The 12,675-nt window shown below is 63.3% G+C and carries 6 protein-coding genes; 5 read left to right on the top strand and 1 reads right to left on the bottom strand.

What is annotated here, in order from left to right; translation table 11 throughout:
- Positions 1 to 3: 3 nt before the first annotated feature.
- Positions 4 to 1,203, bottom strand: coding sequence for an acetyl-CoA C-acetyltransferase (locus BJG92_RS10070; protein ID WP_232083878.1), 1,200 nt, complete (start codon positions 1,201 to 1,203; stop codon positions 4 to 6).
- A 436-nt stretch (positions 1,204 to 1,639) separates the two neighbouring features.
- Here BJG92_RS10070 and rpoB point away from each other — a divergent pair, with 436 nt between their 5' ends.
- The 5 genes from rpoB to fusA all read left to right on the top strand — a co-directional run bounded on the left by rpoB (position 1,640) and on the right by fusA (position 12,674).
- Positions 1,640 to 5,155, top strand: a complete 3,516-nt coding sequence (gene rpoB, locus BJG92_RS10065; RefSeq protein ID WP_232083877.1) for a DNA-directed RNA polymerase subunit beta — start codon at positions 1,640 to 1,642, stop codon at positions 5,153 to 5,155.
- 105 nt (positions 5,156 to 5,260) lie between these two features.
- On the top strand, positions 5,261 to 9,160 hold the full coding sequence (locus tag BJG92_RS10060; RefSeq protein WP_232083876.1) for a DNA-directed RNA polymerase subunit beta': 3,900 nt from the start codon (positions 5,261 to 5,263) through the stop codon (positions 9,158 to 9,160).
- Between the two features lie 483 nt (positions 9,161 to 9,643).
- Complete coding sequence (gene rpsL / locus BJG92_RS10055; protein ID WP_011692814.1) at positions 9,644 to 10,018, top strand: 30S ribosomal protein S12; 375 nt, start codon at positions 9,644 to 9,646, stop codon at positions 10,016 to 10,018.
- A gap of 1 nt (position 10,019) precedes the next feature.
- Positions 10,020 to 10,490: a 30S ribosomal protein S7 gene (gene rpsG / locus BJG92_RS10050; RefSeq protein ID WP_011692813.1), complete on the top strand. Its 471-nt coding sequence runs from the start codon at positions 10,020 to 10,022 to the stop codon at positions 10,488 to 10,490.
- Between the two features lie 69 nt (positions 10,491 to 10,559).
- Positions 10,560 to 12,674 carry an elongation factor G gene (gene fusA, locus BJG92_RS10045; RefSeq protein WP_232083875.1) on the top strand — a complete coding sequence of 705 codons (2,115 nt, stop codon included), beginning with the start codon at positions 10,560 to 10,562 and terminating at the stop codon, positions 12,672 to 12,674.
- Position 12,675 lies beyond the last annotated feature (1 nt).

Genomic DNA, 12,675 nt, shown 5'->3' with positions numbered 1-12,675 from the left:
CGGTTAGTCGCGGTACAGCAGGAGCGCTTCGCCCTGCCCGCCGCCGCCGCACAGGGACACAGCGGCCTTTCCGGTGCCGCGCCGCTTCAGCTCGTGCGCCGCGTGCAGGGCCAGCCGGGCCCCGGAGGCTCCGATCGGGTGTCCCAGGGCGATCGCACCGCCGTGGATGTTGCACTTTTCCAGCGGGTAGTCGAGGTCCCTGAGGGACTGGACGGCGACGGAGCCGAACGCCTCGTTGATCTCGATGAAGTCGAGGTCCTGTGCGGACCAGCCGGCCTTGGCCAGGGCGCTTTTGATCGCGTTGGCGGGCTGGGAGTGCAGCGTATTGTCGGGCCCGGCGACCTGCCCGGGCTTGCCGATGACCGCCAAGTAGTCCAGGCCGTTGTCTTCAGCGAACTTCCGGGATGAGAGGACGAGGGCGGCGGCTCCGTCGGACAGGGGAGAGGAGTTGCCGGCGGTGATGGTGCCGTCCGTGGCGAACGCAGCGCGCAGACCCGCGAGCGACTCGACGGTCGTATCCGGCCGGATACCCTCGTCCTTGGCCACGACGACGGGCTCGCCCTTGCGCTGCTTGACGCTGATCGGGGAGATTTCGCCGTCGAACACGCCGTCCTTGGCGGCGCGGGCGGCGCGCTGGTGGGACTGGGCCGCCACGTCGTCCTGCGAGGCCCGGTCGATCCCCAGCGTCAGGTTCCTGGTCTCCGTGGACAGGCCCATGGACTGGCCGTCGAAGGCGTCGGTCAGGCCGTCGTGGGCGGCGACATCAAGCGCCTGCACGGTGCCGTAGGTCCAGCCCTGGCGGGAACCGGGCAGGATGTGCGGGGCGCGGGTCATCGACTCCTGGCCGCCGGCGACCACCACCGTGGCGTCGCCGCCGCGGATCATCCGGGCTGCGTCGATCACGGCCGTCAGGCCCGAGAGGCAGACCTTGTTGATGGTGACGCTGGGGACGTTCCAGCCGATGCCGGCGCCGATGGCGCTCTGGCGGGCGGGGTTCTGGCCCGCGCCGGCCTGCAGGACGTGGCCCATGACCACCGAGTCCACCTGCTCCGCCTTGACCCCGCTGGCGGCGAGGGCCGCCCGGATCGCGTGGGCGCCGAGCTCAACGGCGGTGAAGCTTGCCAGCTGCCCGTTGAGGCGGCCCTGGGGTGTGCGGACGGCGGCGAGGATAACAACATCATTGTTGTCTGCGGGGTTACTCATGGTGGTCTCTTCCGATCTCTAACGATGTAGGGCTAGGTTATCGTGAGCCCGGTCACCCCGCCATTTCCGCAGCCCCGGGCCGCAGCCCCGGGCCGCAGGCCGGGCCGCAGCCGCGGGCCGCCGGCCGGGCCGCAGGACCCTCGTCCGGCCGAAAACCCCGGTGCTTGCAATCGCGCCGGAAGTGGGGTAGACAAGTAGGTTGCTTTGACGTATTGTGGATATTTGCGTCTTCCCTGTTTACCTTCAGCCTTCATATAGCGGTGGGCTTAGCCTGGCAGCTGCGCCATCAATGTGCCGTCTACAACGTGCACCACCATGGCCAGCGCGGGTCCCGGGTCATATAGCGGAACCGGACTGGTAGCCCTGCGGAGTCACTCCGCAGGGTACATAACGGGGGAGATCTGACAACGCCTGAAGGTCTGTGGAAGGATCCCTCTTGGTCGCCTCGAGCACCTCTAATGTAAACAACGCTACCGCTATCAATGCCGACAGCACCGACGGTGCAACCCGCCGGCTCTCATTCGCAAAGATTCACGAACCTCTTGACGTTCCGAATCTGCTTGCCCTGCAAACCGACAGCTTTGACTGGCTGGTCGGGAACGAACGCTGGCAGGCACGCGTGGCCAAGGCCGTCGAAGAAGGCGACCTCAGCGTCGCCACGTCCTCGGGTCTGTCCGACATCTTTGAAGAGATCTCCCCGATCGAGGATTTCCAGGGCACCATGTCCCTGAGCTTCTCCGAGCCGGAGTTCGCTGATCCGAAATACACCATGGCTGAGTGCAAGGACCGGGACGCTACCTACTCGGCTCCGCTGTACGTCAAGGCCGAATTCATGAACAACAACACGGGCGAAATCAAGCAGCAGACCGTGTTCATGGGTGACTTCCCGCTGATGACCGAGAAGGGCACCTTCGTCGTCAACGGCACCGAGCGTGTCGTCGTGTCCCAGCTGGTCCGTTCCCCGGGTGCCTACTTTGAGCGCACGGCGGACAAGACCAGTGACAAGGACATCTTCACTGCGAAGATCATCCCGTCCCGTGGCGCCTGGTTCGAACTCGAAATCGACAAGCGCGACCAGGTGGGTGTTCGCCTTGACCGCAAGCGCAAGCAGTCCGTCACCGTGCTGCTGAAGGCCCTCGGCTGGACCGAAGGCCAGATCCTCGAAGAGTTCGGCCAGTACGACTCCATGCGTGCAACGCTGGAGAAGGACGCCACCGAGACCCGCGAAGACGCCTTGCTGGACATCTACCGGAAGCTGCGACCGGGCGAGCCGCCCACGGTCGAGGCTGCCCAATCCCTGCTGGACAACCTGTACTTCAACTCCAAGCGCTACGATCTGGCCAAGGTCGGCCGCTACAAGATCAACCGCAAGCTTGGCATCGACCGCTCCCTTGGCGACAAGGAAGCATCCGTCCTGCACGTTGAAGACATCGTTGCGATGATCAAGTTCCTCGTTGCCCTGCACGCCGGTGAGAAGACCCTCACAGGCAAGCGCGACGGCCAGGACCACGAGCTGCGCGTTGAGATCGATGACATCGACCACTTCGGCAACCGCCGCATCCGCGCCGTCGGCGAGCTCATCGAGAACCAGGTCCGCACCGGCCTGTCCCGCATGGAGCGCGTTGTCCGCGAGCGTATGACGACCCAGGACGTCGAGGCCATCACGCCGCAGACCCTGATCAACATCCGCCCCGTCGTGGCAGCCATCAAGGAGTTCTTCGGAACGTCCCAGCTGTCCCAGTTCATGGACCAGAACAACCCGCTGTCGGGTCTGACCCACAAGCGCCGTCTGTCCGCGCTTGGCCCGGGTGGTCTGTCCCGTGACCGTGCAGGCATGGAAGTCCGCGACGTCCACCCGTCCCACTACGGACGTATGTGCCCCATCGAAACCCCTGAAGGCCCGAACATTGGCCTGATCGGTTCGCTGGCTTCCTACGGACGCATCAACCCGTTCGGCTTCATCGAGACCCCGTACCGCCTCGTGTCCGAGGGTGTTGTCTCCGATGAGGTCGAGTACCTCACGGCCGACGACGAAGCAGAGGTCCTGATTGCCCAGGCCAACGCTCCGCTCGATCCGAACAAGAAGTTCGCGGAAGAAACCGTCCTTGTCCGCGCCCGTGGTGGTGGAGGCGAGCCCGTGCTCGTTCCCGCCGCAGAGGTCGAGTTCATGGACGTTTCCCCGCGCCAGATGGTGTCTGTGGCTACGGCCCTGATCCCGTTCCTTGAGCATGACGATGCTAACCGCGCACTCATGGGTGCCAACATGCAGCGCCAGGCTGTGCCGCTGGTCCGTTCCGAGGCGCCGTTCGTCGGCACCGGCATGGAGCGCGCAGCTGCTGTCGACGCGGGGGACGTCACCATCGCCAAGAAGGCGGGCGTGGTGACCGAGGTCTCCGCTGAGCTGGTCATCATGCTCAACGACGACGGTACGGAAACCAACTACCGGATCAACAAGTTCGCCCGTTCCAACCAGGGCAACTGCTACAACAACCGTGTCCTGGTGAACGAAGGCCAGCGCCTGGAAGTCGGCGGCATCATCGCCGACGGACCGGCAACGGACCAGGGTGAACTGGCCCTCGGAAAGAACCTGCTCGTGGCATTCATGTCATGGGAAGGCCACAACTTCGAGGATGCCATCATCCTGTCCCAGCGCATCGTGGCCGAGGACGTCCTGTCCTCCATCCACATCGAGGAGCACGAGATCGATGCCCGCGACACCAAGCTTGGTGCCGAGGAAATCACCCGTGACATCCCCAACGTGTCTGAGGAAGTCCTGGCAGGCCTGGACGAGCGCGGCATCATCCACATCGGTGCCGAGGTTGAAGCCGGCGACATCCTGGTCGGTAAGGTCACGCCCAAGGGCGAGACCGAGCTGACTCCGGAAGAGCGCCTGCTGCGCGCCATCTTCGGTGAGAAGTCCCGCGAAGTGCGCGACACCTCCCTGAAGGTTCCGCACGGCGAGTCCGGCACCGTCATCGGTGTCCGCGTTTTCGACCGCGACAACGACGACGAGCTGCCCCCGGGCGTCAACCAGCTGGTCCGCGTCTACGTGGCTGCCAAGCGCAAGATCACCGACGGCGACAAGCTCGCCGGCCGTCACGGCAACAAGGGCGTTATCTCCAAGATCCTGCCGATCGAGGACATGCCCTTCCTTGCTGACGGCACCCCCGTTGATATTGTCCTGAACCCGCTGGGTGTTCCGGGCCGCATGAACGTCGGCCAGGTGCTGGAAACGCACCTCGGCTGGGTTGCCAAGACCGGCTGGAAGATCGAAGGCGAGCCCGAGTGGGCCAAGCAGCTGCCGAACCTGCCGCGCGAGAGTGGCCAGACCACTGTTGCAACGCCGGTCTTCGACGGTGCGCGTGAAGAGGAAATCACTGGTCTCCTCGACTCCACCAACGTCACCCGCGACGGCGTCCGCCTGATCAACTCCTCGGGCAAGACCCGCCTGTTCGACGGCCGCTCCGGCGAGCCGTTCCCGGATCCGATCTCGGTCGGCTACATGTACATCCTGAAGCTCCACCACCTGGTGGACGACAAGATCCACGCGCGCTCCACCGGCCCGTACTCCATGATCACGCAGCAGCCGCTGGGTGGTAAGGCACAGTTCGGTGGCCAGCGCTTCGGCGAAATGGAAGTGTGGGCGCTCGAAGCTTACGGCGCCGCCTACACGCTCCAGGAGCTCCTCACGATCAAGTCGGATGATATCCACGGTCGCGTGAAGGTCTACGAAGCCATCGTCAAGGGCGAGAACATCCCCGAGCCGGGCGTTCCTGAGTCCTTCAAGGTCTTGATCAAGGAAATGCAGTCGCTGTGCCTGAACGTGGAAGTTCTTTCGACGGACGGAACCACAATTGAAATGCGTGACTCTGATGACGCAGTCTTCACGGCTGCGGAAGAACTGGGCATCGATCTGTCTCGTGCAGAGCCCAGTTCCGTAGAAGAGGTCTAGCAGGCGGAGTTCGACGGCGGGCCACCGCCCGCCGTCGGACTTCTCCTCCCTCTTCCCGTAACCCAAGACTTCAGAATTTAGAGAACAAGAGAGAACAGGGACCATATGTCCAGCGAATCCTCCTTCGGCCTCATGCAGATCGGCCTCGCCACCGCGGAAGACATCCGTGGCTGGTCTTACGGCGAGGTTAAGAAGCCGGAAACCATCAACTACCGCACGCTCAAGCCTGAGAAGGACGGCCTCTTCTGCGAGAAGATCTTCGGCCCGTCCCGCGACTGGGAGTGCTACTGCGGTAAGTACAAGCGCGTGCGCTTCAAGGGCATCATCTGCGAGCGGTGTGGCGTTGAGGTCACCCGTGCAAAGGTCCGCCGCGAGCGCATGGGCCACATCGAGCTGGCCGCCCCGGTCACGCACATCTGGTACTTCAAGGGTGTTCCGTCCCGTTTGGGCTACCTCCTTGACCTGGCGCCGAAGGACCTCGAAAAGGTCATCTACTTCGCTGCCTACATGATCACGAGCGTCGACGCCGACAGCCGCCACGAAGAACTGCCCAACCTCCAGGTTGAGCACGACATCGAGAAGAAGCAGCTGATCGACAACCGCGACTCCGACATCGCCACGATCGCCCGTGACCTTGAGAACGAGATTGCCCGTCTCGAAGGCGAAGGCGCCAAGGCTGCCGACAAGAAGAAGGCCCGCGACTCCGCTGACCGCCAGATGGCTAACGTCCGCAAGCGCGCGGACGCTGAAATCGAGCGCCTCGAGCAGGTCTGGGACCGCTTCAAGAACCTGAAGGTCGCAGACCTCGAGGGTGACGAAGGCCTGTACCGCGAATTGCGCGACCGCTACGGCATGTACTTCGAAGGCTCCATGGGTGCCGAGGCCATCAAGAAGCGTCTTGAGAACTTCGACATGCAGGCCGAGTCGGACATGTTGCGCGACATCATCGCCAACGGCAAGGGCCAGCGCAAGACCCGCGCCCTGAAGCGGCTCAAGGTGGTTAACGCGTTCCTGACCACCAACAACAGCCCGCTCGGCATGGTGCTGGACGCCGTCCCGGTGATCCCGCCGGAACTGCGCCCAATGGTCCAGCTGGACGGTGGCCGCTTCGCGACCTCCGACCTCAACGACCTCTACCGCCGCGTGATCAACCGCAACAACCGACTCAAGCGACTGCTTGACCTCGGTGCTCCGGAGATCATCGTCAACAACGAGAAGCGGATGCTTCAGGAAGCCGTTGACAGCCTCTTCGACAACGGCCGCCGCGGCCGTCCGGTCACCGGACCGGGCAACCGTCCGCTGAAGTCCCTGAGCGACATGCTCAAGGGCAAGCAGGGTCGTTTCCGGCAGAACCTCCTGGGTAAGCGCGTCGACTACTCCGGCCGTTCCGTCATCGTCGTGGGCCCGCAGCTGAAGCTGCACCAGTGTGGCCTGCCGAAGCAGATGGCACTGGAGCTCTTCAAGCCGTTCGTGATGAAGCGCCTGGTTGACCTCAACCACGCCCAGAACATCAAGTCGGCCAAGCGGATGGTTGAGCGTTACCGCCCGCAGGTCTGGGATGTCCTCGAAGAGATCATCACCGAGCACCCCGTGCTGCTGAACCGTGCACCCACCCTGCACCGTCTCGGCATCCAGGCGTTCGAACCGCAGCTTGTTGAAGGTAAGGCAATCCAGCTTCACCCGCTGGTTTGTGGCGCCTTCAACGCCGACTTCGACGGCGACCAGATGGCAGTTCACCTGCCGCTGAGCCCCGAAGCCCAGGCTGAGGCGCGCATCCTGATGCTGTCCTCGAACAACATCCTGAAGCCCTCCGACGGCCGCCCGGTGACCCTGCCTTCGCAGGATATGATCATCGGCCTCTACCACCTGACCACCAAGCGTGTCGGTTCAGCTGGCGAAGGCCGGATCTTCTCCTCGGTGTCGGAAGCCATCATGGCCTACGACCTGCACGAGCTGCACCTGAACTCCCAGGTCAAGATCCGTCTCGAGGGCTTTGTTCCTTACGCCGGCTGGGAAGCTCCGGAGGGCTACGAGCCCGGTCAGACCGTGCTCGTCCAGACCTCCCTGGGCCAGGTCCTCTTCAACGAGACCCTGCCCGAGGACTACCCGTGGGTTGAGAACGTTGCGGACAAGGGCGAACTGTCCACGATCGTCAACGATCTCGCCGAGCGCTACCCGAAGGTGATCACGGCGGCAACGCTGGACAACCTGAAGGATGCCGGTTTCTACTGGGCCACCCGGTCCGGCGTCACCGTCGCCATCTCCGACATCGAGGTGCCCAAGGACAAGCCGCGGATCCTCGCCGGTTACGAGACCATGGCCGCCAAGATCCAGGGCCAGTACGACAAGGGCCTGATCGACGACGACGAGCGTCGCCAGGAACTGATCGAGATCTGGAACAAGGCAACGAACGAGATCGCCCAGGCGATGCGTGACAGCCTGTCCCCGATGAACACGATCAACCGCATGGTGTCCTCCGGTGCCCGTGGTAACTGGATGCAGGTCCGTCAGATCGCGGGTATCCGTGGCCTGGTGGCCAACCCTAAGGGTGAGATCATCCCGCGTCCGATCAAGTCCTCCTACCGCGAGGGCCTGTCGGTGCTGGAATACTTCATCGCCACTCACGGCGCCCGTAAGGGTCTCGCCGACACCGCGCTGCGTACCGCCAACTCGGGTTACCTGACCCGCCGTCTGGTGGACGTCTCGCAGGACGTCATCGTCCGTGAAGAGGACTGCGGCACCGAGCGCGGCCTCATGACGGCGATCGCCGTGGCTGACGCCAACGGCGAGCTGGTCCTCGACGAGAACGTCGAGAACAGCGCGTACGCCCGCACCCTGGCCGTGGATGTCGTTGACTCCAAGGGCAAGGTCCTGGCAGCAGGCGGCACCGACTGCGGCGACGTCGTCATTGCCGAACTGTTCGCAGCCGGCATCACCGAGGTCAAGGTCCGCTCCGTACTCACCTGTGAGTCCAGCGTCGGCACCTGCGCCCTGTGCTACGGCCGTTCGCTGGCCACGGGCAAGACCGTCGACATCGGTGAGGCCGTGGGCATCATCGCCGCGCAGTCCATCGGTGAGCCGGGCACCCAGCTGACCATGCGTACGTTCCACACCGGTGGTGCTGTTTCCTCCAGCGGTGGCGACGACATCACCCAGGGTCTGCCCCGTATCCAGGAGCTCTTCGAAGCACGTACTCCGAAGGGTGTCGCACCGATTGCTGAAGCAGCCGGCCGCATCACCATCGAAGAGTCCGAGCGCCAGATGCGCCTGGTCATCACCCCGGATGACGGATCTGAAGAGATCGCTTACCCGGTGCTGCGCCGTTCACGTCTTCTCATCGAAGACGGCGATCACGTCAGCGTCGGCCAGAAGCTCATCAACGGTCCGGTCGACCCCAAGCAGGTTCTGCGTATCATGGGCCCCCGTGCCGCGCAGAAGTTCCTGGTTGACGAAGTCCAGGGCGTGTACCGCAGCCAGGGCATCGGTATCCACGACAAGCACGTCGAGGTTATCGTCCGCCAGATGCTGCGCCGCGTCACGGTCATTGAGTCCGGCGAATCGGATCTGTTGCCCGGCGAGCTCGCCGAACGCAGCCGCTTCGAAGAGGCCAACCGCAGGGTTGTATCCGAGGGCAAGACGCCGGCATCCGGCCGTCCCGAGCTCATGGGCATCACCAAGGCGTCCCTGGCCACCGAGTCCTGGCTGTCCGCAGCTTCCTTCCAGGAGACCACCCGCGTCCTGACGCAGGCGGCCATGGAAGGCAAGAGCGATCCGCTGCTGGGCCTCAAGGAAAACGTCATCATCGGTAAGCTGATCCCGGCCGGCACGGGTCTCCCGCGCTACACCGAGGTCACGGTAGAGCCGACTGAAGAAGCAAAGGCCAACCTGTTCACCGGCCCCAGCGCATTCAGCGACTTCTCCTACGATTCCCTGGGCGGCGACGGAGCTCCTGAGTTCCACGCCATCCCGCTGGATGACTACGATCTGGGCAGCGACTTCCGCTAACGGGCAGGGCGGGCCCTTTCGTGTCGCGTTCCGCGCCACGTAGGGACCCTGCCGCCCTGCCCTTACAAGCAACGCGGGGTCACTTACGGCCCAATCCGAACCTTGGATTGGGCGCGAGGTGACCCCGCGTTGCTGTTTAAGGTACGACGGCGGGCCGGCCCGGTGCCGCGCCGATTAAGGGCTGGGAGCCGGCCGTGTTAGACTTGTAACTAATTGTTATTGTGGCAGTGGATGAGTGCGCCGGTTGCAGCCGAAAGGTTCAACCAGGACGACGTTTCCGGTTTGCAGGGTTCTTGTGCAACGTATGCCACATTTTCGCATGCCTAGGGGCACTTCGGGATGGAAGTCCCGCGGTCCCCGCATGCGGTCCGACTATTAAGGCTTCGCCTCAGCTCCTCTTGAAGTTCACAGCTCGAGCGGCGGGGCGCAGCGACGAGAGAGCGGCCGCCAACGGCCGCTCCGGATAAAACGGAGAACACGAGAGTGCCTACGATTAACCAGCTGGTCCGCAAGGGCCGCACGCCTAAGGTCAAAAAGACCAAGGCTCCCGCGCTTAACGGCAGCCCCATGCGCCGCGGTGTTTGCACCCGCGTCTACACCACCACCCCGAAGAAGCCGAACTCGGCCCTTCGTAAGGTTGCACGTGTGCGCCTCAACGGTGGCGTTGAGGTCACCGCTTACATCCCCGGTGTAGGCCACAACCTCCAGGAGCACTCCATTGTGCTCGTCCGTGGCGGCCGTGTTAAGGACCTTCCGGGTGTCCGCTACAAGATCGTCCGTGGTGCCCTCGATACCCAGGGTGTCAAGAACCGTAAGCAGGCTCGTAGCCGCTACGGCGCAAAGATGGAGAAGAAGTAATATGCCTCGCAAGGGTCCGGCCCCCAAGCGGCCGCTAGTTCTAGATCCCGTTTACGGCTCACCGCTGGTCACGCAGCTGATCAACAAGGTGCTGGTTGACGGCAAGAAGTCCACCGCAGAGCGCATCGTTTACGGTGCCCTCGAAGGTGCCCGTGCCAAGTCCGGCGGCGACCCCGTTGCAGCCCTCAAGAAGGCCATGGAGAACGTCAAGCCTTCCCTCGAGGTCCGCTCCCGCCGTGTCGGTGGCGCAACCTACCAGGTTCCGGTTGAGGTTAAGCCGGGCCGTTCCACCGCCCTCGCCCTCCGCTGGCTGGTCGGCTACTCCAAGGCTCGCCGCGAGAAGACCATGACCGAGCGCCTCCAGAACGAAATCCTGGATGCCTCCAACGGTCTCGGTGCCGCTGTGAAGCGTCGCGAAGACACGCACAAGATGGCCGAGTCCAACAAGGCCTTCGCCCACTACCGCTGGTAATACTTCCCGAACGCCGCCGGCTCAACCGAGCCGGCGGCGGACGTGCAGTCCATCCGAAAGGGAGACACCGTGGCACAGGACGTGCTTACCGACCTTAGCAAGGTCCGCAACATCGGCATCATGGCCCACATTGATGCCGGCAAGACCACTACTACCGAGCGCATCCTGTTCTACACGGGTGTGAACCACAAGATCGGCGAAACGCACGACGGCGCGTCGACCACTGACTGGATGGAACAGGAAAAGGAACGCGGCATCACCATCACGTCTGCCGCCGTGACCTGCTTCTGGGAAAACAACCAGATCAACATCATCGACACCCCCGGCCACGTTGACTTCACGGTTGAGGTGGAGCGCTCCTTGCGCGTCCTCGACGGTGCAGTTGCCGTGTTCGATGGCAAGGAAGGCGTGGAGCCGCAGTCTGAGACTGTCTGGCGCCAGGCTGACAAGTACAACGTCCCGCGCATCTGCTTCGTCAACAAGATGGACAAGCTCGGCGCTGACTTCTACTTCACCGTCGACACCATCATCAGCCGCCTCGGTGCCAAGCCGCTCGTCATGCAGCTGCCGATCGGCGCCGAGAACGACTTCATCGGCGTCGTCGACCTGCTTTACATGCGTGCACTGGTGTGGCCCGGCGACTCCAAGGGTGACGTCACCATGGGCGCCAAGTACGAGATCCAGGAGATCCCGGCTGACCTCCAGGCCAAGGCCGAAGAGTACCGCGCAACGCTCGTTGAGACCGTTGCCGAGTCCTCCGAAGAGCTCATGGAGAAGTACCTCGAAGGCGAAGAAATCACCACCGACGAGCTCAAGGCCGGCATCCGCAAGATGACGATCAACTCCGAGCTTTACCCGGTCTTCTGCGGCTCCGCATTCAAGAACCGCGGCGTCCAGCCGATGCTTGACGCCGTTGTCGATTACCTGCCGAACCCGCTCGACGTCCCGCCGATGATCGGTCACGATCCCCGCGACGAAGAGAAGGAACTGACGCGCAAGCCTTCTTCCGAGGAGCCGTTCTCGGCCCTGGCGTTCAAGATTGCGACCCACCCCTTCTTCGGTCAGCTCACCTTCATCCGCGTGTACTCCGGTCACGTGGAAGCAGGCTCGCAGGTGGTCAACTCCACCAAGGGCAAGAAGGAGCGGATCGGCAAGCTGTTCCAGATGCACGCCAACAAGGAAATGCCCGTTGAAGGCGCTACCGCCGGCCACATCTACGCAGCGATCGGCCTCAAGGACACCACTACGGGAGACACGCTGTGCGACTCCGGCAACCAGATCGTCCTTGAATCCATGAGCTTCCCGGAGCCCGTGATCTCGGTGGCGATCGAGCCGAACACCAAGGGTGACCAGGAGAAGCTCTCCACGGCCATCCAGAAGCTCTCCGCTGAGGACCCGACCTTCCAGGTCTCCCTCAACGAAGACACGGGCCAGACCATCATCGCCGGCATGGGCGAGCTCCACCTGGACATCCTGGTGGACCGCATGCGCCGCGAATTCAAGGTCGAGGCCAACGTTGGCAAGCCGCAGGTTGCTTACCGCGAAACCATCAAGAAGGCTGTAGAGCGTCACGACTACACGCACAAGAAGCAGACCGGTGGTTCCGGCCAGTTCGCAAAGATCCAGATCGCGATCGAGCCGCTGGACACGTCCGAGGGCGAGATGTACGAGTTCTCGAACAAGGTCACCGGTGGCCGTATTCCGCGCGAATACATCCCCTCGGTTGACGCTGGTATCCAGAGTGCGCTGAACGACGGCGTCCTCGCCGGTTACCCGGTTGTCGGCATCAAGGCCACGCTGATCGACGGCGCGTACCACGATGTTGACTCCTCGGAAATGGCGTTCAAGATCGCCGGCCGTATGGCTTTCAAGGAAGCCGCACGCAAGGCGAACCCTGTCCTGCTCGAACCGCTGATGGATGTCGAGGTCCGCACCCCTGAGGAATACATGGGTGAAGTTATCGGTGACCTCAACTCCCGCCGTGGCCAGATGCAGTCCATGGAAGATGCCCAGGGCGTCAAGGTCATCCGCGCGCACGTCCCGCTGTCCGGCATGTTCGGCTACATCGGTGACCTGCGCTCGAAGACCCAGGGCCGCGCTGTGTACTCCATGACGTTCCACAGCTACGCCGAGGTCCCGAAGGCATATGCCGACGAGATCATCCAGAAGAACCGCGGCGAGTAGT

This window comes from Arthrobacter sp. SO5 (assembly GCF_020532805.1).
Taxonomy (GTDB): Bacteria; Actinomycetota; Actinomycetes; order Actinomycetales; family Micrococcaceae; genus Arthrobacter.
The sequence above is the reverse complement of the archived record's forward strand: the minus strand, read 5'-3'. Positions and strand labels throughout refer to the sequence as shown.